At 67.3% G+C, this 25,335-nt stretch carries 25 protein-coding genes; 15 read left to right on the top strand and 10 right to left on the bottom strand.

Annotated elements, in window-relative coordinates; all coding sequences use genetic code 11:
• Window positions 1–15: 15 nt before the first annotated feature.
• Both OG326_RS05925 and OG326_RS05920 read left to right on the top strand, forming a co-directional pair.
• Window positions 16–801: an RluA family pseudouridine synthase gene (locus OG326_RS05925; RefSeq protein ID WP_327143588.1), complete on the top strand. Its 786-nt coding sequence runs from the start codon at window positions 16–18 to the stop codon at window positions 799–801.
• A 126-nt stretch (window positions 802–927) separates the two neighbouring features.
• Window positions 928–1,713: a metallophosphoesterase gene (locus tag OG326_RS05920; RefSeq protein WP_327143587.1), complete on the top strand. Its 786-nt coding sequence runs from the start codon at window positions 928–930 to the stop codon at window positions 1,711–1,713.
• Here OG326_RS05920 and OG326_RS05915 read toward each other — a convergent pair.
• Window positions 1,694–2,761: an AraC family transcriptional regulator gene (locus OG326_RS05915; RefSeq protein WP_327143586.1), complete on the bottom strand. Its 1,068-nt coding sequence runs from the start codon at window positions 2,759–2,761 to the stop codon at window positions 1,694–1,696. The two genes, OG326_RS05920 and OG326_RS05915, sit on opposite strands and share 20 nt — an antisense overlap.
• 93 nt (window positions 2,762–2,854) lie before the next feature.
• Between OG326_RS05915 and OG326_RS05910 the strand changes: the two genes are divergently transcribed.
• The 5 genes from OG326_RS05910 (at window position 2,855) to OG326_RS05890 (ending at window position 8,539) form a co-directional block, all read left to right on the top strand.
• Window positions 2,855–4,303, top strand: coding sequence for a flavin-containing monooxygenase (locus OG326_RS05910; protein ID WP_327143585.1), 1,449 nt, complete (start codon window positions 2,855–2,857; stop codon window positions 4,301–4,303).
• A 36-nt stretch (window positions 4,304–4,339) separates the two neighbouring features.
• Window positions 4,340–4,723 carry a DUF4377 domain-containing protein gene (locus tag OG326_RS05905; RefSeq protein WP_327143584.1) on the top strand — a complete coding sequence of 128 codons (384 nt, stop codon included), beginning with the start codon at window positions 4,340–4,342 and terminating at the stop codon, window positions 4,721–4,723.
• Between the two features lie 167 nt (window positions 4,724–4,890).
• On the top strand, window positions 4,891–6,966 hold the full coding sequence (locus OG326_RS05900) for an ABC transporter ATP-binding protein (RefSeq protein ID WP_327146393.1): 2,076 nt from the start codon (window positions 4,891–4,893) through the stop codon (window positions 6,964–6,966).
• The gene (locus tag OG326_RS05895; RefSeq protein ID WP_327143583.1) at window positions 6,963–7,724 is read left to right on the top strand and encodes an energy-coupling factor transporter transmembrane component T family protein; all 762 of its coding nucleotides are present in this window, start codon (window positions 6,963–6,965) and stop codon (window positions 7,722–7,724) included. Before OG326_RS05900 ends, OG326_RS05895 begins: the two co-directional genes overlap by 4 nt.
• Before the next feature lie 173 nt (window positions 7,725–7,897).
• Entirely contained in the window at window positions 7,898–8,539 is a 642-nt protein-coding gene (locus tag OG326_RS05890; RefSeq protein WP_327143582.1) for an ammonium transporter, read from the top strand.
• Between the two features lie 56 nt (window positions 8,540–8,595).
• Here the strand turns inward: OG326_RS05890 and OG326_RS05885 are convergent, their stop codons facing one another.
• A complete protein-coding gene (locus tag OG326_RS05885) occupies window positions 8,596–9,879 on the bottom strand; it encodes a lipase family protein (protein ID WP_327143581.1) in 1,284 nt (427 codons plus the stop codon).
• A 628-nt stretch (window positions 9,880–10,507) separates the two neighbouring features.
• Here OG326_RS05885 and yczE point away from each other — a divergent pair.
• Window positions 10,508–11,161, top strand: a complete 654-nt coding sequence (gene yczE / locus OG326_RS05880) for a membrane protein YczE (RefSeq protein WP_327143580.1) — start codon at window positions 10,508–10,510, stop codon at window positions 11,159–11,161.
• 50 nt (window positions 11,162–11,211) lie between these two features.
• Complete coding sequence (locus OG326_RS05875; protein WP_327143579.1) at window positions 11,212–11,871, top strand: cysteine hydrolase family protein; 660 nt, start codon at window positions 11,212–11,214, stop codon at window positions 11,869–11,871.
• 3 nt (window positions 11,872–11,874) lie between these two features.
• Here the strand turns inward: OG326_RS05875 and OG326_RS05870 are convergent, their stop codons facing one another.
• From OG326_RS05870 to OG326_RS05855, 4 genes are all read right to left on the bottom strand, one after another.
• Entirely contained in the window at window positions 11,875–14,148 is a 2,274-nt protein-coding gene (locus OG326_RS05870; RefSeq protein ID WP_327143578.1) for an ATP-dependent DNA ligase, read from the bottom strand.
• Window positions 14,149–14,245: 97 nt separating this feature from the next.
• Window positions 14,246–14,560 (bottom strand): antitoxin, encoded by a 315-nt coding sequence (locus tag OG326_RS42985; protein ID WP_442790922.1) that lies wholly within the window; start codon window positions 14,558–14,560, stop codon window positions 14,246–14,248.
• Window positions 14,561–14,590: 30 nt separating this feature from the next.
• Window positions 14,591–15,742, bottom strand: a complete 1,152-nt coding sequence (locus tag OG326_RS05860; protein WP_327143577.1) for an MBL fold metallo-hydrolase — start codon at window positions 15,740–15,742, stop codon at window positions 14,591–14,593.
• Between the two features lie 11 nt (window positions 15,743–15,753).
• Complete coding sequence (locus OG326_RS05855; protein ID WP_327143576.1) at window positions 15,754–16,479, bottom strand: enoyl-CoA hydratase; 726 nt, start codon at window positions 16,477–16,479, stop codon at window positions 15,754–15,756.
• A gap of 67 nt (window positions 16,480–16,546) precedes the next feature.
• Here OG326_RS05855 and OG326_RS05850 point away from each other — a divergent pair, with 67 nt between their 5' ends.
• The 5 genes from OG326_RS05850 to OG326_RS05830 all read left to right on the top strand — a co-directional run bounded on the left by OG326_RS05850 (window position 16,547) and on the right by OG326_RS05830 (window position 20,594).
• A complete protein-coding gene (locus OG326_RS05850; RefSeq protein ID WP_327143575.1) occupies window positions 16,547–17,713 on the top strand; it encodes an NAD(P)-binding domain-containing protein in 1,167 nt (388 codons plus the stop codon).
• Between the two features lie 153 nt (window positions 17,714–17,866).
• Window positions 17,867–18,409, top strand: a complete 543-nt coding sequence (locus OG326_RS05845) for a hypothetical protein (protein WP_327143574.1) — start codon at window positions 17,867–17,869, stop codon at window positions 18,407–18,409.
• Window positions 18,410–18,628: 219 nt separating this feature from the next.
• Window positions 18,629–19,039 (top strand): copper resistance CopC family protein, encoded by a 411-nt coding sequence (locus OG326_RS05840; protein ID WP_327143573.1) that lies wholly within the window; start codon window positions 18,629–18,631, stop codon window positions 19,037–19,039.
• A gap of 61 nt (window positions 19,040–19,100) precedes the next feature.
• Window positions 19,101–19,799 carry a hypothetical protein gene (locus tag OG326_RS05835; RefSeq protein ID WP_327143572.1) on the top strand — a complete coding sequence of 233 codons (699 nt, stop codon included), beginning with the start codon at window positions 19,101–19,103 and terminating at the stop codon, window positions 19,797–19,799.
• 174 nt (window positions 19,800–19,973) lie between these two features.
• The gene (locus OG326_RS05830; RefSeq protein ID WP_327143571.1) at window positions 19,974–20,594 is read left to right on the top strand and encodes a YcnI family copper-binding membrane protein; all 621 of its coding nucleotides are present in this window, start codon (window positions 19,974–19,976) and stop codon (window positions 20,592–20,594) included.
• Between the two features lie 7 nt (window positions 20,595–20,601).
• Here OG326_RS05830 and OG326_RS05825 read toward each other — a convergent pair whose 3' ends face one another.
• On the bottom strand, window positions 20,602–21,624 hold the full coding sequence (locus tag OG326_RS05825; protein ID WP_327143570.1) for an SDR family oxidoreductase: 1,023 nt from the start codon (window positions 21,622–21,624) through the stop codon (window positions 20,602–20,604).
• A gap of 87 nt (window positions 21,625–21,711) precedes the next feature.
• Here OG326_RS05825 and OG326_RS05820 point away from each other — a divergent pair, with 87 nt between their 5' ends.
• A complete protein-coding gene (locus OG326_RS05820) occupies window positions 21,712–22,341 on the top strand; it encodes a TetR/AcrR family transcriptional regulator (protein WP_327143569.1) in 630 nt (209 codons plus the stop codon).
• 22 nt (window positions 22,342–22,363) lie between these two features.
• Here the strand turns inward: OG326_RS05820 and OG326_RS05815 are convergent, their stop codons facing one another.
• The 3 genes from OG326_RS05815 to OG326_RS05805 all read right to left on the bottom strand — a co-directional run bounded on the left by OG326_RS05815 (window position 22,364) and on the right by OG326_RS05805 (window position 25,292).
• Window positions 22,364–23,221: an aldo/keto reductase gene (locus tag OG326_RS05815; protein ID WP_327143568.1), complete on the bottom strand. Its 858-nt coding sequence runs from the start codon at window positions 23,219–23,221 to the stop codon at window positions 22,364–22,366.
• A 106-nt stretch (window positions 23,222–23,327) separates the two neighbouring features.
• Complete coding sequence (locus OG326_RS05810; RefSeq protein ID WP_327143567.1) at window positions 23,328–23,603, bottom strand: hypothetical protein; 276 nt, start codon at window positions 23,601–23,603, stop codon at window positions 23,328–23,330.
• Window positions 23,604–23,744: 141 nt separating this feature from the next.
• Window positions 23,745–25,292 (bottom strand): carboxyl transferase domain-containing protein, encoded by a 1,548-nt coding sequence (locus OG326_RS05805; protein WP_327143566.1) that lies wholly within the window; start codon window positions 25,290–25,292, stop codon window positions 23,745–23,747.
• Window positions 25,293–25,335 lie beyond the last annotated feature (43 nt).

The raw sequence follows: 25,335 nt of genomic DNA, 5'->3' as shown, positions 1-25,335 counted from the left end.
TCTAGGGTGGGCACTGTGGATACGCGTTGGCCCGAACTGCGGAAACAGTGCCTGATCACTGAGGACGACAATGTCCTCGCGCTCAATAAACCGGCCGGGATCTCGGTGACCGGCGAGCGCCACGACACCGACATCGTGGAGCTCGCCGCCGCGCACGGGGAGACGCTGTACCCGGTGCATCGCATCGACAAGGTGACCTCCGGACTGGTGCTGCTCGCCAAAGAACTGCCGGCACACGGGCAATTGACCCGGCAGTTCAACAAGCGCACGGCGCAGAAGGCGTATCTGGCGGTCACCACCGGTCCGGCGGATCTGCCGGACCGCGGCGTCATCGACCTGCCGCTGAGTGTCGGGCGCAAGAACCGGATCCGCATTGCCGCGCCGCGCGAGAGCATTCAGCGCGAGGGCGAGCGCTGGCGGGTGGACGAGCGGGATGTGCTGGCGGGCAAGAACTATCCGTCGGTCACCGAATTCGCGACCCTCGCCCGCACCGAAACGCATACCGTGCTGGCGCTGCGGCCGATCACCGGGCGGCGGCATCAGATTCGGGTGCATCTGGCCTGGATCGGGCATCCCATCGTCGGCGATCCGCTCTTCGACAGGTCCGGTGCCCATGCCCGCACCTATCTGCATTCGTGGCGGCTGCTGCTGGACGCGGATTGGCGCACTCCCCCGGTGCTGGATCTGGAAGCCGAGCCGGGCCCGGAATTCTGGGCTGCCGGTGCGGAATCCGCGGATCCCGTGCAACTGTTGAGTATCGCGCGCGAGCTGATGACCCCGGTCACTCCGGGCGACCGTTAATGTGGCATCGCTATATTCGGTGGCGAGTCTCACTGAGATCCATGCGGGCAGGGCATCTAGCCTGGTGACGTGACGCGTTGGCGCGGCACGATCGGGCGCAATGATGCGGCCCTTCACAGAAAGCGAATGCCGATGGTTCTGCTGGCACAGCTCAGTGACACCCACTTCAATATGGGCGCCAGGAACAATGAACGCGCCGAGCGGGTGATGGCCTATCTGGCCGAGCTGCCGCAGCGCCCCGACGTCATCATCGTGACCGGGGATATCGCCGACGAAGGCGATATCGAGGAGTACCAGCAGGCCCGCAATGCCCTGGTCGCCGACGTGCCGGTGGTGATCATGCCCGGCAATCACGATGATCGCGGCAATATGCGCAAGGTGCTGCTGGACGGCACCGCGAGTTATGCGCCGATCAATCAGGCGCACAGCGTCGACGGTGTCACGCTGGCCCTGCTCGACTCCAGCATTCCGGGCAAGCCCGAGGGGCTGCTCGAGGACGAGACCTATTCCTGGCTCATCGATCTGCTGTCCGCCGCGCCGCCGGACGAGCTGGTGCTGATCGCCATGCACCATCCGCCGGTTCCGGTACTCAGCACGGTGGTCGATCCCATTCGGCTGACGAATCCGGAGCGGCTGGAGAACATCGTGTCCGGCGACGATCGCATTCTCGGTGTGCTCACCGGACATGTGCATTCGGGCCTGGTCACGTCCTTCGCGGGCAAACCGCTCATCGTCGCGCCGAGCGTCTCCTCCACCATCGGCGGCGAATGGGAGACGGCCCGATCGGGACATGTGCCGATCGACTTCGCGCCGGACCCCTCGCTGGTCATGCACTCCATTCAGGACGGCCGGCTGCTGTCCATGTTCCGGCCCGTCGCCATGGGCGGGTGGCTCAGCGAACCACAGGACTGACCGCGCCGCGCCGATAGGCCGAAGGCGTTGTCCCCGTCCATCTTTTGAAGGCGTGGATGAAGGTCGAGGCCTCCGCATAACCGAGCCGGATCGCCACATCGCTCACCGAAAGCGGCGTGGCGGTGAGCATTTCCTCCGCCAGCGCCCGGCGCACCTCGTCCAGCAGCTGCCGATAGCTGGTGCCCGCGGTATCCAGATGGCGGCGCAGGGTGCGGGTGCTCATATTGAGATCCCTTGCCACCGCGTCGATTCCGGGTGGTGCGGCGAAACCGTCGGCGCCGCCGCGCGGGACCAGCAGCTCGCGCACGTCCGCCGCGATGCCGGTGCGGGCCCGGCGGCGTGAGACCAGCTCCCGGCACTGCGCCAGGCACATGGCGAGCGTGTGCTCATTGGCCTGCGGCAGCGGCTGCTCCAGGATCGCCGGATCCAGCGAGAACAGATTGTGCGGCTGCTCGAACAGCGGCAGCACTCCGAAAATCTCGCGATACAGGTCGATATTCTCCGGTGTCGCGAAATCGAATTCGGCCCGCAGCAGATCCACCCGATGGCCCAGCAGATCGCAGAGCATCTGGAACATGGCGGTCACATCCCGCTCCACCAGGAACCGGCGCACATCGGCGGGGATGCGCTCATCATGGATGCGGGCCACGAACTCGCCCGGCTGCCACCGCGCCACCGGAATGCAGAACGTGAAGCTCAACTCCAGATACCGCAGTGCGAAGGCGATCGCCTCCCCCAGCGTCGGACTGCTCACACACGCGAACCCGAAGATCCCGAACGTGGTGATCCGATACCGCCGCCCCAGCTCCAGCCCGAGGTTCGGCCGCGCCCCCAGCTCCCGCACCAGATTCCGGATCACCGCGAGCTCGGTATGCGCATCGATCTGCGCATCCGGATCCCCCAGCGCCTTCTCCCCCAGCCCGCTCCCCTGCAATATTCGCCCCGCCGCCACCCCCTGCTCCCGCGCAAACCCCACCATCAGGGCAACACTCGCCACCCCGCGCGGAAAGTCCCAGTCCCGAATCCCCGCCTCCTGCACCTGACTCATAGCCAGATTATGGCCGAAATTCTCGATCCGGTCGCCCACGAACCTGACGGCGCGCTCTTACAGTTGAGAGGTCTTCGATGTGAGGTGGGCCATATGCCTTCGGTCATTGTCATCGGTGCGGGGTTCGGCGGACTCGGGATGGCTATCGAGCTGCAACGGAATGGGTTTCGGGAGGTGACCATTCTGGAGCGGGCGGCCGATCTGGGCGGGGTGTGGCGGGAGAATACGTATCCGGGGGCGGCGTGTGATGTGCCTTCGCCGCTGTACTCGTTCTCCTATGAGCCGAAACCCAAGTGGCGGCAGCGGTATTCGAGGCGGGAGGACATTGTCGCGTATATCCGCGGGGTGGCCGAGCGGCACGGGCTGTTCGAGCAGATCGTCTTCGGCGCGGAGGTGACCGAGGCGGAATTCGATGAGGTCAGCGGGCAGTGGACGGTGCAGACCGCCGATGGCGATGCGCGCACGGCGGATGTGCTGATCTCCGCGGTCGGGCAATTGTCGCGGCCCGCGCTGCCCGCCATCACCGGGGTCGAAAGCTTTGCCGGGGAGGCGTTTCACTCGGCGCGGTGGGATCACGGGGTGGAGCTGGCCGGTAAGCGGGTGGCGTGCATCGGGACCGGGGCCAGTGCCATTCAGTACGTTCCCGAGATCCAGCCGCAGGTAGCGCAGCTGACGGTATTCCAGCGGACGGCGGCCTGGGTGCTGCCCAAATTCGATACCGATTACAAGCCGATTCATCAGCGGGTGCTGTTGCATGTGCCGGGATTGCCGGTGGCGGAACGCTTCTCGTGGTGGGCGATCGCCGAGTTCGTGGCGCTGGGGCTGGTGGAGTATCCGGCGATCACGCGGGCGGTGGCGCGAATGGCCGGCAAGCATCTCGCGGAGCAGGTCACCGATCCGGAATTGCTGGCCGAGCTGACGCCGGACTATCCGATCGGGTGTAAGCGCGCATTGTTCTCCAATGACTACTACCCGGCATTGGCGCAGCCGAATGTCGCGGTGGAGACGACGGCGATCAGCGAGATCGTGCCGGAGGGGGTGCGGACGGCCGACGGGGCGCTGCACGCGGCCGATGTGATCATCTACGGCACCGGGTTCAAGGGGACGGAGTTCCTGTGGCCCATGAAGATTCGCGGTCGCGGCGGGCGCACTCTGGCGGATGTGTGGGAGGACGGCGCGCATGCCTATCTCGGCATCACGGTGCCGGACTTCCCGAATATGTTCATGGTCTACGGCCCGAATACCAATCTCGGTGTGGGCTCGATCATCTACATGATCGAGTCGCAGGCGCGCTATATCCGGCATGCCGTGCAGTTGCTGGCCGAACAGCCCGGACACTGCCTGGAAGTACTGCCAGAGACCGAGCGCGAGTACAACACCGCCCTGCAGCAGCGACTCGCCCGCACCCCGTGGAACTTCTGCACCAGCTGGTATCGCACGAAATCCGGTCGCATCACCAATAATTGGCCCGGCACCACCCGCAGCTACCGCCGCCGCACCCGCAAGGTCCGGCGCGCTGACTACCGACTCACCTCGGCATGAACCCGGCCCACAGCAAACCTGTGGCATATTCACGCCATGCGCACTCGCCTACCGCTCTCAGCGCTGCTCGCACTACTGGCAGTCCTGCCCCTCACCGCCTGCGGCTCCGATAATCCCGACCGGCCCGCGACCTCCTCGGCCGCGACCACCACGGACCCCGGCACCGAACAATTCGACCTCTACGTGGCCGATCAGCCCGTCCCGTGCAGCGGCATCGCCCCTCAAACCTGCCTCCAGGTCAGCCGCACCCCCAACGGCCCCTGGGAACTCCACTACACCGGGATCTCGGGCTTCGATTACCAGCCCGGCTTCCACTACCGGCTGCGCATCGAACAGCGCCCCTGGCCCAACCCGCCCGCCGACGCCCCGTCTTTCACCTGGCACCTGGTCAAGGTCGTATCGAAGGATCCGGCGCAGTAGGACCGGCCGCGCACATTGCGGCGAACTGCCGCAATCCAATACATGCATAGTTGCGCATGTATGTAGAACCTGTCGAACTTGTGTGAATGTAGTGAGGTCTACCTGGGGACACGCTGGGACACGGCAGACTGGTTAGCGTGACCGATTCGTCCCAGACTCGTAATGCCATGCCGGACCGGCAGCGCGGGTCCGTTCTTGCGCACGGCCCACTTCGGCCCATCGAACTCGCGACCGGGGCGGTGCTCGGCGGGGCGACCGTCGGGCTGGTGACCGTCGGGTCGCTGGTGCCCTTCGCGGCGGCGCTGCAATTGGTGGCCGCGGTGCCCATCGGACTGCTCGCACACCGGCATCGACTGCGCGCGGTGTTCACGGCGACCGTGGCCGGAACGCTGGTGACGTTCGTGGCGGCGGGATTCGCGCCTGCCACCAATCTGATCGGCGTGGCGGTGATCGGCGGCATTATCGGGATCGTCAAGCGCCGCCGCGGCGGACTGCCCGCGGTGCTCGGATTGTCCGCGCTGGCCGGGCTGGCGTTCGCCGCGTTCTCCGTCGGACTGCTGCTGGTGCTCGCGGGAACACGGCATCTGCTGTTCGACAATATTCGCAACAGCGCCAAGGGTCTGCAGAACCTCGCGGCACGGCAGGCGCTGCTCGAACCGCTCGGGCGGCATATCGCCGGATACACCGAAGCGTTCCTGCACTGGTGGTGGGCCTGGATCGGCGGCGGCATCGTCGCGGGCATGGTCGTCACCGGCATCGTGTCCTGGTTCGTCCTCGGATCGGTGCTCGATCGGCTGGCGTGGCTGCCCGGTCGTGATGATCTGCTCGATGCGCCCGCCGACGACCGGCCCGTCGCGCCCTTGCCGATCACCTTGCGGCAGGTCGCCTTTCGTTATCCCGACGCGCATACCGATGCGCTGTCCGGCATCGATCTGACCGTGCAGGTGGGCGAATTCGTGGCGATCGTCGGGCACAACGGGTCCGGAAAGTCCACGCTCACCAGGATTCTCGCGGGGCGGCCGCCGACCGGCGGTACCGTCACCCGGCCCGGATCGGCCGGACTCGGCGTCACCGGCGGCACCGCAATGGTGTTGCAGCGCCCGGAAAGTCAGACGCTCGGCGTGCTCGTCGAGGACGACGTGGTGTGGGGGCTGCCCACCGAACTGGCCGCGCAGGTCGATATCGACGGGCTGCTCGGCGAAGTCGGACTGACGGGTATGGGCAGGCGCGAAACCGCCACGCTCTCCGGCGGACAGCAGCAGCGGCTCGCCGTCGCCGCCGCGCTCGCTCGCAAACCCACCCTGCTGCTGGCCGACGAGGCCACCTCCATGATCGATCCGGAGGGGCGGCGCGATCTGGTCGCACTGCTCGCCGAACTGCCGCGCCGGCACCCCATGGCGGTCGTGCTGGTCACCCATCACGAGGCCGATGCGGCGGCCGCGGATCGGGTGGTGCATCTGGAGCGCGGGCGCTCGGTCGACCATCTGCCCGCGTGGCCCCGGCCGGTGCGCGATCGGCGGCAGCGTCCCATGGGCGATACCGTCCTCGAACTGCGCGATGTGCGGCACACCTACAACCACGGCACGCCCTGGGAGGCGCCCGCCCTGCACGGCATCGACCTGTCGGTGCGGCGCGGTGAGGCACTGCTCGTCGTGGGCGGCAACGGATCCGGCAAATCCACGCTGGCGTGGATCATGGCCGGGCTGACCGTTCCCAGCGGCGGCAGTTGCGAGCTGCGCGAATTCACCGGCACCCGGGCCTCGCACAAGCGAATCGGGGCCGTGCAGTTGGCATTTCAGCATTCCCGGCTGCAATTGCAGCGCCAGACCGTGGGCGGCGAAATCGAGGACTGGGGTGGTCGCGGCACCGCCGCCGTGGCCCGCGCCCTCGACGCGGTGGGCCTGGATCGGGCGCTGGCCTCGCGTTCCATCGAATCGCTCAGTGGCGGGCAGGCCAAGCGGGTGGTGCTGGCCGCCATTGTCGCGAGCCGCCCGGCGGTGGTGGTGCTCGACGAACCGCTGGCCGGACTCGATCCGGAGGGCCGGGCGGGAGTGGTGGAACTGCTTGCGCGACTGCGGGATTCCGGGCTGACCCTGATCGTCATCTCACACGATGTCGCCGATATGGCGGTGGTCTGCGACCGCATCGTGCACCTGCGCGACGGACATCTGGTCGACAACGAGGCCGCCGCAACCCATTCCGCCGCCGCCCCGGCGCACGATTTCACCGGAGGCCTCCGATGAGCGTCATTCTCCGCGAGGTTCCCGTCGACAGTCCGGTGCACCGGCTCTGGGCCGGCACCAAGATCGTCGGCGTCTTCGTCTTCAGCGTGCTGCTCATGTTCACGCCGTCGTGGGGGCTGCTGGCGGTCAGTGCGGTCTTTCTGATCGCGGTGTGGTTCCTGGCCCGGTTACCGCTCGGCACACTGCCGCGGTTCCCGTGGTGGATCTGGGTCGGCATTCTGATCGGGGCGGGCATCAACGCACCGGTCGGCCTGGACGCGGTGCTGCGCTACGCACAGATCATCCTCTTCGGATTCCTGCTGCTGGGCGCGTCGTTCCTGGTCGCCTGGACCACGCCCATGGGCGAGATCGCGCCCGCGCTGGCCAAGCTCGGCGCACCGCTGCGGCGGCTGGGCTGGACCCGCCGGGGCGTCACACACCGCCTGCCCGTGGACGAGTGGGCCGTGGTGGTCGCGCTGACCCTGCGCGGGCTGCCGCTGCTGCTCGAGGAGCTGCGGATTCTGCGCGCGGCCCGCAAGCTGCGGCCCAAGGATTCGCTGGTGCACCGGGCGTCGGAGAACCCGTTCGTGGATATTCTGACCGCGAGTATGGCCGTCTCCAGCCGGCGCGCGGGCGAGCTCGGCGAGGCCATCACCACCCGCGGCGGCACCGGCGAACTGACTGCCCGGCCCAGCTCACCGGGGCGCTCGGATGCGGTAGCACTGCTGTTGCTGGTACTGCTCTGCGCGGCCGGAATCGTGGTCGAAATACTGCTCTGATCTGACACAGGTGGCAAAAATGGTTCGACCTGTCGGCGGGGCGCGCTAACGTAATCCCTAGCAAAGGGGTAGTTGCAAACGCGTGGGGGCTCAACACATTTCCGGATGGAAGGGAATTGATCGTGTTGAGCACGGGTTTGCCCCGTAGGACCTGATGAAAGTTGGAAAGCCAAATGATGCTGCGCAAGATCACCGCAGTTGCCGCGCCTATCGCAGTTGCGGTCGCCATCGCGGGAGCCGGTGTCGCACATGCCGATTCCGCTGTTCCCGATATCGGATACCAGGCGAACCTGGTCGGCAACACCGTGGTGACCACTCTAACGAATGGCCGGTTCGAAGTGACCGGCTCCGCGGTGAACATCAAGGACACCGCGGGTAACACTTTGGTGAGCCTGCCGCTGTCCTTCGAGGACAACGGGACCGCGTATCCGCTGACGAGCTCGCTCGCCGACGATTCCCACACGCTGTCGCTCACTGCGGTCAAGGATGTCGCCGCGGCGTACCCGGTGGCGGTCAAGCCGGTGGCGTCTCCTTCCGAAAACCTGCTGGCCATGCAGACTTTCAGTAGCCAGTTCGGCATTGCCACCGCCATCGGCGGCCTCATCGGCACCGCGCTCGGCGCACTGGTCGGCCTGTCCGGAATTGTCGCCGGGCCGACCGTCATCGCCAGCGTTATCGCCGGCGCCGCGGTCGGCGGCATTATCGGCACCCTGGTGGTCGGCGGCCCCGCGCTGCTCATCGCCGGAATCGACCTCGTCAACACGCTCGTGGCAGCTCCCGGCACCACCAAGTACAACGACAGCACCGTCAACTAGTCGTAGGTACCGAATTCTGTTGGGGCGCGCACCTTCCGGTGTGCGCCCCGACCGGTTCAGCGCACCGTGCAGCCCGGGGTCACCGGCTGTCCGGCGAAGCGGTCGGCGAGGAAGTTCATCGCACCGAGGGACTCCACCGCGGCGGCGGGATTGTGGCCCGGGATGGCGGAGTGCACGGCCGTAATGTCCGCTCCCAGTGCGCAATAGCGATCCACCAGTGCGGAGAAGCCCGCGACGGGAATCACGTCGTCGGCGGTGCTGTGATACATGTACAGCGGTACATCGGGCGCGCTCGCGCCGAGCTCCTGGCGCTGCGTGGCGGCCACGAACCGCGGATGCCACAGCAGGTTCGGCGTATCGGAGTATTCATCCAGCTGCTGATTCACGTGCCGCAGCACCAGATCCGCACCACAGGCCGTGGACTCCTGCGCGACGAGATCGCGGCCGCGATCATTCAGATCCGATAGCAATCCCGATCCGATATCGTTGCGCGCGAACGCAACCAGCATGAGGACAGCCAGACCGGCCTGCGTCTGACCGTCGACCCGGCGGGCGATATCCGCGATACCGGCGGGCACACCACCGGAGGCCACGCCCGCGAACGACAGCTCCGGCGCATAGGCCGCCCGCTGCTGCATGGCCCACAGCGTGGCGAAGGCCCCACCCGAGTATCCCCAGGCGCCGATCGGGCTGCTCTCGGTAATCCCGGCCGGTGCAAACGATTTGGCGGCGCGCACACCGTCCAGCACGCCTCGGCCGGAGTTCACCCCGTCGAAGAACCGTGACTGCGGCCCCTCGTAATCGGTGACCACAACAGCCCAGCCCCGCAGCAGCATGGCGGTGAGGAACGGAATGTCCAGCGCCGTATTGATGATCGACTGATCCCGCCCGCCCCCGAGCGCGAACGACGGCGCGCACCGGGTCCCGAGACTGTCCTCCGCCACCTGATACGACAGCAGCGGCCGCCCACCCGACCCGAGCCACGGCATCATCGGCGTGAGCACCGTGGCCACGTCCGCAATGGCCGCCCCCGCCGAATCCGTACTCCGGAACTGCAATTGCCACCCCGCGACAGGCAGCGGCAATCCCCACGCCGAGATCGGCCGCGAATTCAGCACCGCCCCATCGGGAAAGGATCCCACCGACGCCGGCGCGGCATAAAACGGATCATCCTCCGGAAACGGCACATCCCCCGAGGCCACCGGCGCAACCACAACCCCGGCCAGCACCACAACAATCCCGACGACCACTGCCCGCCAGCGCACCGCGCCCCGCCGCACGAATCGCCCGAACCCCGTCACCGCCGACCGGCCCCACCCCGCACCACCGCTCCCGCTCACGAATCGTCCGAACCCCGCCGAGCCATTCCCCCGCATACCCGCCTCCAGCGTCGAATACCCCGACGCCCCAGTCCCGACGGACTCGCACCGCGCCGACCGACAGCTCCAGCGCATCGGAGAACCACAATTACTGCGACCATACCCCCAGGTCAGCGGCTTCCCGCGCGCCCGAAAGAAGCCACGCCGCAACAACACCCCACCAGCAACATCTGTACCAGCACAACGCCAGCGCTGCCTCGCCGCCCTCACCAGCACCCTCTCCGCAGAGCCACCGGCAAGGCTGCGCGGCACCCGCAACGCTGCGCGGCACCCCCAAAGCTGCGCGGCGGGGGCACAAGCCGCGCCGACAATGACGGCGGGTGTCGATCACGGCAGACAGGTTCGCACGCCACACCTCGAGCAGCCGACGAATCTGTCGCGACCTGTGGACCGATAGGGCAGCACCCCTCTCCGGCTCGGTCTCGAGCACTCGCTCCACGGCGTGCTGATAGGGCAGCGGCCAGAGCGCGCATTCGCGTCGCCTCGTGCCAGGGTGGGCGGTGCTGGGCGTGCGAAGTCGATTCGGATACAGGCCAGTAACTGGGAAGTGGATCTGTTTTAAAAGGCCAGCTGTCGGGATGATTGGCGCATGTTGTTGCGTCGGCTGGTTGCCCTCTATGTCGGGTTGTGGTTGTACGGCTTGTCTATGGCGGTCATGCTGCGGGCGGCGCTGGGGTTGGATCCCTGGGATGTTTTTCATCAGGGGGTGGCGGGGCATGTGTCGCTGAGTTTCGGGACCATCGTTGCCATTACCGGGGCCGTGGTGTTGCTGGCCTGGATACCTTTACGGCAGATGCCGGGGTTGGGGACCATCAGCAATGTCGTGGTGATCGGGGTGTCCGTCGATGTCGGGCTGCGGGCGCTTCCGCACCTGGACGGGCTCTGGTTGCGGGTCGTGGCCATGGGTGCGGCGGTGGTATTGAATGCGATAGCCACCGTGCTCTATATCGGCGCGGGGATGGGGCCGGGACCGCGTGATGGACTGATGACTGGACTGGTTCGGCGGACCGGTCGGCCGGTCTGGATTGTTCGGACCTGTCTCGAAGTCACCGTACTGGCGATCGGCTGGGTACTGGGCGGCAGCGTCGGCATCGGAACCCTGGTCTACGCCTTCGGGATCGGGCCCCTCATCCATCTGCTCATCCCCGTCGCCGATCGGTTCCTGCCCGGCTTCCAGCAAGCGCACGGGGACGAGGCCGACCACGGCACGACTGCGACTCCCCTCCCGGTGGCAACTCCCTAGTACTGTGGATTTTCGAAAGCTGTTGTGGGAGCTACCGATAACGGAGAGCGATGCGACACGGTAATGGAGTGCGGATTCCGGAGACGCTCGAGGATCTGTGTGCGCCGGATCGGCTGGCGGTGATCGTCTACGACATGCAGGTCGGGGTGGTCGGGCAGCTGCCGGACGGGCAGCAGGTGGTGGAGCGGGTCGTGCGGGTGGTCGAGGCCGCCCGGCGCGGCGGGTATCCGGTGATCTTCCTGCGGCACATGTTCCTGCCCAAGCGGCTCATGGGCGCGTTTGCGCTGCGGATGGCCATGAACTGGCAGGGCGTGGATTCGGTGGACGAGGTGAATCCGATTCTGCAGCCCGATTCGCCCGGGTTCCAGCTCGTGCCGGAATTGCGGCCGCAGCCGGACGAGGTCGTCTTCGACAAGACCACCATGTCGGCCTTCGAGGGCACCCCGCTGGCCTCGACACTGCGCGATCTGGGCATCGGCGCGTATGCCATTACCGGCGTGGCGCTGGAGATCGGCATTGCGCCGACCGTCGCGCACTCCACCGATCTCGGATTCGTTCCGGTGGTGGTGCGCGATGCCGTCGGTGGTCGTGACGAGGCCGGATTGGCGCGCGCCTGGGACGAATTCGCCTTCCAGGGCAATGCCGTCGTCACCGATACCGACACCCTCGCACCGCTGTTGGAGAAGACGGGCTGGCCGCCGGCGCGCTGAGGCTCAGTCCGAGGCGGGAATCCAGGCCGGATGCCACAGGCGTCCGGCCTCGGTCCAGTTCATGAAGCGGACCGTGCCGGTGAGTTTCGGGCTCACCCAGACGGCGTCCTTGGCTTCCTCGGCGGTGAGCTCATTGTCGAACGGGCCGGTCTTGCGTTCCAGGCGGCGGAGCTGGGCAGCCAGGTCGGTCAGCTCCCGGTCGGTGAAGCCGGTACCGACCCGGCCCAGGTAGTAGAGGCCGCCCGCATGCGGAATCCCCACCAGCAGCGAGGCGAATTGGCGGTTCGCCGAACTGCGATAGCCGCCGATCACCACCGGCAGCGTGCGCCAATTGCGGGTCTTGATCCAGGAACTACCGCGGCGACCCGGCAGGTAGACGGAATCGCGGCGTTTGGCCACCACGCCTTCCGTGCCGCTGTCCTGGCTGTACCGCAGGGCCTCCGCCCCCGAACCCGCCAGGCGAGCCGGAACCATAAGGGACGGAGCCTGTTTCGCCAGGGCTTCCAGAACGAGCCGGCGATCGTCGTAGCGTTTGCGCAGCAGGGAGGTGCCGTCCAGGTGCAGGACGTCGAAGGCCACGAAGACCGCGCGATGGGAATCGGCGCGCAGCAGGCCCAGGTTCGCGACGCCGTGATCGTCGAAGACCACCGCCTCACCGTCCAAAAGCACACGGTGGCCGGATAATTCGCTGCCCAGTGCGGCCAGGCCGGGATAGCGGCCGGTGACCACATGCCCGGTGCGACTGCGCAGTGAGACCGAGCCGTCGTCGATCTCGGCGATCAGGCGGAAGCCGTCCCATTTGGTCTCGAACGCCCATCGGTCGGCGTCGAGCGTGCCGACATCGCCCGGCGTCGCGAGCATGGGAGTCAGGCCGTGCGGCAGCGGCACCGGTTCCTTCGGCTTCGAAGCCTGTTGTGCACCACTGTCTTCAGCGGCCTCCGGCGCTACCTGATCCTTCATGAGGTGCATGAGCCACTGATTGCCGTTGGTCTGGATGAGCGCGTACCGGCCGTCCAGCCGCTGCCCGCGCAGGCGCACGATGACCTCGTCCGCGCGCCATTTCTCGGTCTCGTAGACGCCCGAATCCCAAATCTCCATTTCCCCGGCCCCGTACTGGCCCTGGGGAATTGCGCCGTGGAAGTCCAGATATTCCAGCGGATGATCCTCGGTGTGGACGGCGAGCCGGTTCTCGTGGGTATCGATCGGCGGACCCTTGGGCACGGCCCAGGAGACCAGTACGCCGTCCCGCTCCAGGCGCAGATCCCAGTGCAGCCGCCGCGCTCGATGCTGTTGGATCACATAGCGATTCCCGGCGCTCGGCACCGGCGCGGCAACCGGCACCGGCTCCGGCGTCTGCCGCGCGTCCCGCATGGAGCGGTAGGTGTCGAGGCGATCACCGGTGCGCTCGGACAGCGGGTCGTCCAGCCCCGCCAGCAGATCACCGCTCTCCTGCCACCGCCGCAGCACTTCGTCGAAGTGCAAGTGCCGCAACCGCTTCGGCTTCTCGATCTCGTCCCAGCCGCGGGGTGCGGCCACCCACGGCTCGGTGCGGCCGCGCAGCGAGTACGGGGCGATGGTGGTCTTGGCCGTATTGTTCTGGCTCCAATCCAGCAGCACCTTGCCCTCACGCGCCGATTTGGCCATATTCGCCGTCACCAAGTGCGGGCGCAGCTGCTGCAGATTGGTGGCCACCTGCTTGGCGACGGTGGACGCGCCGTTCGGGCCCACCTGCCGGTCCAGGGGCACATAGACGTGAATTCCCTTGGAGCCGCTGGTCACCGGATAGGCGTCCAGGCCCACCTCACGCACCACATCCCGCAGAATGAGCGCGACCTCGGCGCACTGCGCCAGTCCGGCGCCCGGCCCGGGGTCCAGATCGAAGACCAGCCGGGTGATCGGACCGCGGTCGAGACCGTCGAAAATCCATTGCGGCACATGCAGTTCCAGCGCCGCCTGCTGACCGAGCCAGGCCATGGCCGCCACCGATTCGATGAGCGGGTACACCACCGGGCGGTCGGAATGTTCGACGGTGCGGCGCGACAACCATGCCGGCGCGTGCTCGGGCAGATTCTTTTCGAAGAAGGAGGCCGCCTCGACCCCGTTCGGCCAGCGTTTGCGGGTCACCGGCCGGCCCGCGATATGCGGCAGCAGGGCCGGGGCGATCGCGGCGAAATAGTCGATGACCTCGCCCTTGGTGGTGCCGGTGGCCGGATACAGCACCTTGTCGAGGTTGGTCAGACCAACCTCGATGCCCCCGAAATCCCGCCGGGACCCCATCCCTGCAGTCTAGAGCGCATGAAAAGCCAACGGGCCGTTCAGGACACCGGCGCGTTCTCAGCCGGACACCGAACGGCCCGCAACGACCTGGGTGGAACTACGCCGGAGGCTGGTCCCCCGGAGCGGGTTCCGGGGCCGGCTCGGGCGCCGGCTCCGGGGCGGGCGCAGCCGCCGCCTCGGCCGGTGCGGGCTCGGCGGGAGCGGCCGGAGCCGCCTCTGCCGCGGCATCGGCCGGGATGGCGTTCTTGACCGCGTCGGCGCCCTTGTCGATCTGCGACGAGTACTTCCCCCCGGTCTTCTCGTTCAGGACGTCCTTGCCCTTGTCGACCGCTTGCTCGATCTTGTCGGCGTTCTGGGCCGCCACTTCCTTGCCCTTACCGACCAATCCCTTGAGCGTGTCTATCAGACTCACAGCCCCTGCTCCTTCACTCTCGGTCCTAGGTCATTCGCGGACATCCTCCCACCAGGTATCCCGTGGTGGGAGGCCAATCGGGTCGATCCGCTGTCCCGGCTTCGGCACGGCGACCGCGGTGCCCGCCTCCTGCGCTGCCGCGACCAGCCGGCGTACCGGCTCCGACCAGCCGTGAAAGGCCAGATTGAAGGTTGCCCAGTGAATCGGCACCAGCAGGCCGTAGCCCGGGTCGCCGACACACAGATCGGCGTGTGCGCGCACCGCCTCCTCCGGATTCATGTGCACGTCCGGCCAGTGCCGGTCGTACGCACCGATGGGCAGCAGGGTCAGATCGAACGGGCCCAGCCGCGCACCCGCCTCGGCGAACGCCTTGGTGTAGCCGGTATCGCCGCCGAAATACACCCGGCGGGTCGGACCGGCGATGGACCAGGACGCCCACAGCGTGGTGTTTCGCACCAGCCCGCGCCCGGAGAAGTGCCTGGCCTCGGAGCAGGTGATGACCAGATCGGTGCCGTCGTCGTGCTCGCGCTCCAGTTCGGAGAGGGAAACCGAAGAGCCCCAATCCAATTCGACAATGCGCTGCGGCGGCACCGACCACTGCCGCAGATGCGCGCCGATGCCGATCGGGACGATGAACACCGCCCGCTGGGTGCGCACCAGCGTATCGATGGTGTCGCGGTCCAGATGGTCGTAGTGATCGTGTGAGATGAGCACCGCGTCCAGGGGCGGCAGCGCCTCCAGCGGTGTCGGCACCGGATGCAGCCGAGCCGGGCCGACCAGCGGCGACGGCGAGACGCGCTCACTCCACACCGGATCGGCCAGTACGCGATAGCCGTCGACCTCGACCAGGCAGGAGGCGTGGCCGTACCAGGTGACCGCCAGATCCGCCGCCTGCTCGGGCACCACCGGGGTCTCCACCGGGATCTGCCCCGGCGGGCGACCCGTATCCCGCTGTGTCACAAGCTGATACAGCAGATCCAGGCCGGAGCCGGTGAGCTGGGAGCTCGGCTCGGTGTTGTGGAACTGCCCCTTGCGATAGGTGGTGGCACCGGTCGCCGTCGGCGCGATGGCCGACGTCGAGGCGCCGATGGCGGACGGGATACCCCACGCCGCCCGCACCAACCAGGAAATTCCGAACGCACCCGCAGCCATACCCACCAGTTTGCGTGCATTCGCAGCCATACGCTCTCCGTTCATCTGCCGGTGAACTTCGCCGGGCGCTTCTCCAGCCGTGCTGCGCGCGCTTCCTTGGCATCATCGCTGGCCCAGGCCGCCGCCAGGGCCGCGCTCTGCTCGGCGGTATCGGTGGTCCGACTGCCGTCATCGTTGAAAACCAGCTTCATATGCCGCAGTGACAGCGGCGCGAGCTCGGCGATCTGCTTGGCCCACTGCTGTGCGTCGGCCAGCGTGCCCAGCTTATTGGCGAAGCCGAAGTTGTAGGCGTCCTGCGCCGTGATCCGATCCGCGCCCAGCAGAATGGTGCGCGCCGGGCCCGGGCCGATCAGCGCCGAGAGGCGCCGCACGGTCCAACGGTCCACGGAGATACCGAGTTTCGCCGCAGGCACGGCAATGAACGAATCCGGGCTCATCACGCGCAGGTCCGAGGCGATGGCCAGCTGTACTCCGGCGCCGAGCGCTCCGCCGTTGATGGCGGAGATCACCGGTACCGGCACCGTCTGGATGGTGGCCAACATACCTAGTAGCCCCTCCAGGAAGGTGTCGGAGTAAACCCCGTCCAGATCAGCGCCGGCGCTGAAGATCGGTCCCTGGCCGGTGAGCACGATGACGCGCGCCGATTCGGCGGCCTGCTCGATCGCGTCGCGCAACAGCCCGACCAGCTCTTCGTTGAGTGCGTTCCGTCGTTGCGGACGCTGCAGTTCGATGGTGACAACTTCGCCATCGCGGCTGACTCCGAGCATTTGTCCTTCCCCACTGTGCTGCGTACCCATGGTCATCTCAACTGTAAGCGGGCGTACCGTCTGGTTCGTGACCGCAACACCCGATGTCGAGATCCTGGTGATCGGTGCGGGCCAGGCCGGTCTGTCGGTGGGCTACCACCTGCGGCGGCTCGGGCTGCGACCCGAACAGGATTTCCTCATAGTGGACCACTCCCCCGCGGCGGGCGGGGCGTGGCAGTTCCGGTGGCCGTCACTGACTTTGAGCACGGTGAATCGGGTGCACGATCTGCCCGGGATGTCCTTCGAGGAGACGCTGCCGGCGGGTTCGGAGCATGCGCAGGCGGCCACGGCCGTGCCGCAGTACTTCGAGTTGTACGAGAAGCGCTTCGATCTGCGGGTGCACCGGCCGGTGTCGGTGCGGGTGGTGTGCGATCGGTCCAGCGCTGTGACCTGCCCGAATGAAGAGGTCGACGGTCTGCTGCATGCGGAGACCCGGCCGGGCGGCGGTGCCTATGAAGACCGAACGGTCTCTACACCGGTGGTGGACAGCAGCATTCGCACCCGCGGGCTCATCAATGCCACGGGCACCTGGGACAAGCCCTTCATCCCCTACTACCGCGGCGCCGACCGCTTCCGGGGCAGGCAGCTGCACGCGCACGACTACCGCACCGCGGCGGAATTCGCGGGTAAGCAGGTGCTCGTGATCGGCGGCGGCATCACCGCCATCCAGCTGCTCGACGAAATCTCACAGGTGACGAAGACCACGTGGGTCACCCGGCGCGAACCGGTGTTCCGCGACAAGAGCTTCGGGCCCGAGGACGGTCGCGCGGCGGTCGCCATGGTCGAGGACCGGGTGCGGCGCGGACTGCCGCCCGGGTCGGTCGTATCGGTGACCGGGCTCCCCGAGGACGACCGCGTGCGCGCCGCCCGGGCACGCGGGGTACTCGACCGGAAGCCCATGTTCGACCATCTCGAAACCGACGGAATCCGTTGGGCCGACGGCACTTTCCAGCATATCGACGTCATCCTCTGGGCCACCGGATTCCGCAGCTCGCTCGATCACCTGGCCCCGCTGCGCCTGCGCGGGCCCGGCGGCGGCATCACCATGACCGGGCAGCTGGCCACCCAGGTGGCAGCCGATCCGCGCATTCATCTGATCGGATACGGACCGTCCGCCAGCACCATCGGCGCCAATCGGGCCGGTCGCGCGGCCGCCGTGGAACTCACCACTTATCTGGGCCTGCCGCACCGATAAACACGGCCGTGCGAATAGCGGGATTCGCGGCCCGGCAGCCATTTCCGAAATTCCGGATCGTCCCGTTATAGTAATCGCGATCCTCGCCCTTCCGGGCCCTTGCCAGAAAAGGTTGTCTCCGATGATGATGCGTGCTCGCGCGGTGATCATCTCGTGAATTCGACCGATCGCGCACGGGGAGCCCTGGCCGGCGGCACCTGCGGAGTTCTCGCCATTACCGCGCACGGATTCGAAGGGCGACTGCCGGATTCCTCGGCGCTGGCGCTGGTACTGCTGGTGAGCAGTCTGATCGGCGCCGGAGTCGGCTCATCCGCTGGTCGCGGGCGGATGCGGCTGTTCGCGCTGCTCGCGGTGGGTCAGTTCCTCTCCCACCACGTGATGGATATGGCCACCGGTCCCACCGACGCCAATTCCGCGATGATGGAGAACGCCAGCCGTACGGGCTGGGAAATGCTGGCCGGGCACGCCATTGCGACACTGCTCTGCGCCCTGCTCATCACCGCGGCCGAACGGCTGTACGGGACTGTGTCCCAGGTGGTTCGGACCCTGCTGACCAGGTTCGATCCCTATCCGCCGATCGATGAACCGGTGCTGCGCGCACCGCATGCCGGACATCCGCAGGGCGCCGGGCTGCTGCGTGACGCCATATCCAGGCGCGGGCCACCACTGCCGAGAGCTGTCACCACGGCGTTCTGACCGCATCGGTCGGCACGCGCCTTCGACGTGACTTCCCTTCGCCCGCACCGGCTCTGTGACCGCTGCGGGAATCGCCGAGATTCGATGCGGTAGATCTGTGCGCCGTATCGACCCGGAAATGCGATGACGAATCACCATTCGACCATTCGGGGCTTTGTCATGCCCAATTGCCGAATTTCACTGCCCTGAACACATTCATGGGCGGAAAAGGAATCTGTTGTGCCGAGCAATAAAATGCTGCGCCCGATACTGGCCGCATTGACCGTGCTGTCCGCCTCCGTGCTGGTGACCACCGCACTGGATACCGGTGTGGCGAGCGCGCATTCGCGAGTCACCCACAGCGAACCCGCCGACGGCGCGGTACTGGATGCGGGGCCGCCGCAGGTGAGCGTCACCTTCAACGAGAAGGTCGACGATCCGGCACTGACCGTGACCGGACCGGACGGCAATACCTGGTCACACGGGGACCTGCACATCGACGGGCGCAGCCTCAGCATCGATCTGGTTCCGCTGGGCCCGGCCGGTGTCTACACCACGCATTTCGCCGTCACCTCCAAGGACGGCCATCACATCGAGGGGCAGCGCGCCTTCACCCTCACCACCGCCGGTAGCGGCACTCCCGCGCAGTAGGCCGGCTCCCCCACTCACACTTGGCAACTCGCGAACCCCGGTTCGTACCGAAGGACACCTGATGAAGAGCATGAAGAAGTTCGCCGCGACCGCCGCCCTCACCATTGCCGCCGTGGCCGTCGCCAGCGGCACCGCGGCCGCCGACGTCTCCGTCGCGGCGGATCGGCCGGGCGCCACCGTCAGCACCGATGTGCTGCCCGGGATCCACTACACCGCCAATGTTGTCGACCACTCGGTCGTGCTGCGCACCGATGCCGGACGGCTGACTGTGCGCGGCGCCCAGCTCGAGGTGCTGGACGCCCAGGGCAATCTCGCCCTGGGTATGCCGCTGACGTACCGGCTGGACCAGAAGGACTGGCCGATCGCGGCGCAGATCGACGCCGACGGCCGGACCGTGACGCTCACTCCCAGCACCGATCCCGCCGCTGCCGCCGCGGTGACCGAAGCGAAGCCGATCTTCTCGCAGGACGACTTCAATGACGCGCTCAGCGTGGCCGGCACGCAGATCGGACTGGCCACCGCGATCGGCGGAATGGTCGGCGCCGCAATCGGATTGGCCGGCGGTTGCGTCGCCGGAGCGGTGGTCGGCACCACGCTGATGCCGCCGGCGTTCCTGGTCGGCGCGCCCGGCGGCTGCATTGCCGGTGCGGGCGTGGGCGCCGGTCTCGGCACCGCGATCGGCACCCTCGCGGTGGGCATTCCGGTCACGGTGGTGAGCGTGATCCAGGTGATCAACACCCTCAACGCCGCCCAGGGCTGAGCACCCGCCCGAGGAGTCGGGGGTATCTCGCCACGGTCGGCGGGATACCCCCGAACCGGCGCCGGCGATGTCCGCCTCGCGCATGCTCGTGAGGCGAATCGTCTGCCCGAAATATGCACCCGCACTGTTGAATCCAGCAATCGGCGGCTCCGGCCGCCGCTCGGAGGGCCTGCCATGTCCTTGTCACCCATCTCGCGGACGGTGCTGATCACCGCGCTGACCACCGTGCCGCTATTCGCCGCCACCGGTGTCGCCTCCGCACACGTCGCCGTATCCGCGCCCGGCGCCACCCGCTCCGGCGACGCCGTACTGACCTTCCGCGTCCCGAACGAATCCTCCACCAACAGCGCGACCGTCGCGCTGACCGTCCGATTCCCAGCGCTACTCGCCGCCGATACCCAGCCCAAGCCCGGCTGGAAATCGGCCGTCACCAAGGACGGCGACGGGCACGTCACCGCGATCACCTGGACCGCCGATGCCGGAAACGGCATCGGCCCAGGACAATTCGATCAATTCCAGGTCCTCGCCGACGACCTGCCGGACCAGGACCGCATCACCTTCCCGGCGGTCCAGACCTACTCCGACGGCGAAGTCGTCACCTGGGACCAGTCCGACAACCCCGACGGCTCCGAACCCGAACGCCCCATCCCCACCCTCGACCTCGCCCCCAAAACGAGCGGCCACGACACCCCGGCAGCCTCCGACAACACCGCACGCTGGCTCGGCGGCATCGGCCTCACCCTCGCCGTCCTCGCCCTCGGCGCAGCCGGCGTAGCGGTTCGCCGCCGCCCCTGACCAGGGACTACACCACGGCAGGCCGAGAGGCAGCGGGCGCACTCTTGCCGCGGGGTGCGCCCGGATCGGTGACCAGGCCGAACCGGATGAGGCTGGCGGCGGTGTCGAGGAGGGTTTGTTCGATGGGGCGCATGGTCCAGGCGAGTTCGGTGCGGGCCTTGGCCGCGCTGACTCGCTCCTGCTGGCCGAGGTAGCGGGCTGCGGTGCGGGCTGCCGGGTTGAAGCGGGCGGTGAGGCGGATCAGCCAGTCGGGGAGGACTCGGGTGGGAACGCGGTAGGTGGTGGCCAGGGCGCGGGCCATGGTGGGGAGTGAAACCTGTTCTCCCGCACAGATGTAGCGGCTGCCTGCCGCCTGGGGTGCGGTCATGGCGAGGCGGTGTGCGATGGCCAGATCACGGACGTCCACGGTGGCGAAACCGAAATTCGGGACGCCGGGCATTTCGCGGGACAGCAGCAGGCGGACCGCGTCGACGGAGGTGCCGGCTACTGCGCGCTGCACCGGGCCGAGAATCATGCCCGGATTGATCACGGACAGTTCAAGTTTCGGGTTTTCGGCAACGAAATCCCAGGCGGCGCGCTCGGCGAGGGTTTTGCTCTTCTCATACGCGTTGCAGGCGGCGGGATCCGACCAATCGGCTTCGGTGAGGTCGCGGCCGGGGTTGCCGCAGCGGACGGCGGCCACCGAGGAGGTGAGCACCACGCGCTCGACACCGCCCGCGGCGGCGGCGCGCAGCACGCGGAGGGTGCCGTCCACCGCGGGGCGGATCAGGTCGTCTTCGTGTTCCGGCTCGGCGGACGGGAAGGGTGAGGCGGTGTGCACGACGTAGCGGCAGCCCTCGACCGCATCGGCCCAGCCGGCATCCGAGCCGAGGTCGGCCGCGACGAGCTCCACGCCGTCGAGATGGGACAGGTTCGCGCGGCCCGGCGAGCGGACGGTTCCCCGCACCCGGTAGCCATTGCTGAGCAGTTCACTGATGACATGCCCGGCGACATAGCCGGAGGCGCCGGTGACAAGAACGAGATCGGACATGAGCGGGTTCCAATCTAAGCAGTGTTCAGAATCTAAACACTGTATAGATGCCGGGGCGCGGGGAAGTCAACCCCTTACGCTCATTCCATGTCGCCGACCAAGGACCGCTATCACCACGGAGACCTCCGCGAAGAACTCCTGCGCGCCTCGCTGCGGCTGATCGACACCGAGGGACTGGCTGCGGTGAGCCTGCGGCGGGTCGCCCGCGAGGCCGGGGTGAGTCCGGGCGCGCCCTACCACCACTTCACCGATCGGGCGGCGCTGCTGGCCGCGCTCTCCACCCGCGGCTTCGAATTGCTCGGCGCGGCACTGGTTTCCATCCGTGACACCACCACCTCGGCACGCGAGGCGCTCATCGAGATGGCCGAGGGATACGTCGGATTCGCGCGCGAACACCCCACCTACTTCCGGCTGATGTTCCGCCCGGAACTCTCCCAGCCGCACAACCATCCGGATACCGAGGATGCGGGCGACGCCGCCTTCGCGATCCTCGAGGACACGCTCGCCGACGCCACCCGGGCGGGCGAGCTACCGGCCGAGGACGCGGAAACCCTGGCCCTGGCCTGGTGGAGTCTCGCGCACGGACTGGCCTCGCTCACCCTCGACGGCAAACTCGAGGCGCGGTCCGCGCATATGGGCACCACCGCGGCCGCGCTCGCCGACCGCGTCACCCGGATGTTCGCCGACCTCATCGACAGCAGGTGGCCACAGCGGTGAGGCGGGCGCGGGCCGCGAGGGATCAGGCGGGGGCGTCGATTTGGAAGGCGTCCGGGTCGGGGCCGATGCGAGTGCCGTTGTCCAGGCTGTTGATTCGCGACAGTTGCTCATCGGTCAGTTCGAAGTCGAAGACCTCGAAGTTCTCGGCGATACGGGATGGGGTGACCGACTTGGGGATGGCCACATTGCCGAGTTGCATATGCCAGCGCAGGATCACCTGGGCGGCGGTGCGGCCGGTCTCGCCCGCGATGGCGGCGATGACCGGATCCTCCAGCTCGGCGCCGCGGCCCAGGGGGCTCCAGGCCTCGGTGATGATGCCGTGCTCGGAGTGGAAGGCGCGCAGTTCGGTCTGGGGCAGGTAGGGGTGCAGCTCGATCTGATTCACCGTCGGGGCCTCACCCGTCTCGGCGATCACCCGCTCCAGATTCGCGCGGGTGAAGTTGGAGACGCCGATGGAGGTGACCCGGCCCTGCGCCTTGAGAGCCTGCAGCGCGCGGAACGAATCCACGTACAGCCCGGCCTCAGCAATCGGCCAGTGAATCAGGTAGAGGTCCAAACGGTCCAGCTCGAGACGCTTCATGCTCTCGTCGAACGCGCGCAACGTGGAGTCATAGCCCTGATTGCTGTTCCACAGCTTGGTGGTGACGAACAGTTCGTCACGCGGCAGGCCCGATTCCCGCAGTGCGCTGCCCACTTCGGACTCATTGCCGTAGATGGCCGCGGTATCGATACTCCGATAGCCGACCTGCAGTGCGGCCGCCACCGCATCGACGGCCTCCTCGGCGGCGACCTTGAACACGCCGTAGCCGAGCTTCGGCATGACCTGCCCGTCGTTCAGGACGATGGAAGGAACTGCGCTGGTCTCGCTCCGGTAAGTCACCATTCCGACCGTAGAAGCGGTTTACCGGGGCGTCAACCACGCGCCCGCGCGTGTCAGCCCCGGATATCCAGATGTGAACGAGCTAACTATCAGCATTCCGCATCGGTTAGAAGGGATAGCACGACGGGTTGTCGCCGACGCTGAAGTCGCAATGCGAGAACGATCCGGAACCGATCATCAGGGTCTGAAGTGCTGCCGAACTGCCGGTCGTCGCGCCCAGGCTGTACTCCAGCGCCCGCACGATCGAGACAACCATGCTCGACGAGCCGGAAGCCGAACCCGAGCCGGCAGAACCCGTATCCGCGGAAGCGGTGGCCGCACCGGCGGTCAGAGCCGCGGCCGCAACCGCACCGGTCACTATGAGACGAACGGTTCTGTACATGAGAAGCCTCCGCGATCAGTACTCGCGAAGCAGTTGCCTTACGCCGCAAGCATTTCCATCTATGTCGCTTCGTCACGTTAGTGAAATGCATGCACTTCGGTGAGCCCCCAAAAACGGTGCCACCAAGATCGGCCGCAGCGATCAGCCGGGAAGCCCCAGACGGCGATAGCGATTGTGGCGGACGGAACGGAGCTCGTCCATCGGCTTCGAGGTCAGTTCGGCGAGTTCGACGGCGATCGCCGAGACCATGCGCAGGGCGAAATCCACGGGTTCGTCGGCGGCATCGGGATATTCGGGGACGATGGTGTCGACTATGCCGTCCGCACGCAGCTCGGTAGCGCGAATGCCCTGCGTCGCAGCCATTATCGGGGCGTGCAGGGTATCGCGGTAGACGATGGCGCTGGCGCCCTCGGGCGGGAGGGGGGCGAGCCAGCCATTGGCGGCGGCCAAGACTCGGTCGGCGGGAAGCAGGGCGAGCGCGCCGCCGCCGCTGCCCTGACCGAGCAGGACCGAGACCGTCGGGGTATCGAGGGTCACCAGATCGGCTATGCAGCGGGCGATTTCGGGAGCCAGTCCGCGCTCCTCCGCCTCACGGGAGAGTGAGGCGCCGATGGTGTCGATGACCAGTACCAGCGGTACCCGCAGTTCGGCGGCCAGATGCATGGCGCGGCGGGCCTCCCGCAACGCCGCCGGGCCCATCGTCTGCTCGGGCGACTGACCGGCGCGATCGTGGCCGAAGAGTACACACGGCTGGCCGCGCAGCCGGGCGAGGGCGTGCACCACCGTGCGGTCGGATTCGCCTTGGCCAGTGCCGGACAGGGGAACTCGATCGGTCGCGTGGCGGAGCAGGTCCCGAATACCCGGGCGATCGCCGCGGCGGGAGATGAGCACCGACTGCCAGGCCGGCACATTGTCACCGACCTGCAGCGCCGGACCGCGCAGTTCGTGCCCGGCCTGCAGGATCCCCACGCCATTGTCGAATTCGCGAGTGTTGCTTTCCATTTCGGTGAGCGGCTGCGGTCCGTCGCAGAGCACATTCAGGGTGCGGTGCGCGATGCGGCGAAACACCGAGACCGGCACCACGCCGTCGATGACGCCGCTGTGGTAGAGATTTTCCGCGGTCTGCACACCCTCAGGGAAGTTGCGGCCGTACAGTGCCTTGTACACGCGTGGACCCAGGAAGCCGATCAATGCCCCGGGTTCGGCAAAAGTCATGTGCCCCAACGATCCCCACGAGGCGAATACGCCACCCATGGTCGGATTCCGCAGATACACCAGATACGGATGCCCCGCGGACCGGTGCGTCGCGACGGCGCCGGCGATCTTCACCATCTGCACGAAAGCGATTGTGCCCTCTTGCATTCGAGTGCCACCGGAGGTCGGCGACGCCAGCAGCGGCAGGCCGAGCTCCGTCGCCCGCTCCACCGCGGACACAATGCGCTCGGCCGCTGCCACACCGACAGATCCGGCGAGAAAACTGAATTCACAGGCGATTACGGCAATACGCCGCCCACGCAGCAACCCGGCACCGGTGAGCACCGACTCGTCGGTGCCCGCCGACAACGCGGCCGCCTCCAACTCCGCCCGGTACGCCGGGGAAGCGGGGACTTCGATCGGCGGTCGATCCCAGCTCTCGAAGGAACCGGGATCGAGCAATTCGCCGAGCAATTCGCGCGCCGAAATCTTCACGGGCGCGAGCCTATCCGGACCCCGACGTCGCTGCGGTCAACGT

The sequence above is a fragment of the Nocardia sp. NBC_01327 genome, assembly GCF_035958815.1.
Lineage (GTDB): Bacteria > Actinomycetota > Actinomycetes > Mycobacteriales > Mycobacteriaceae > Nocardia.
The sequence above is the reverse complement of the archived record's forward strand: the minus strand, read 5'-3'. Positions and strand labels throughout refer to the sequence as shown.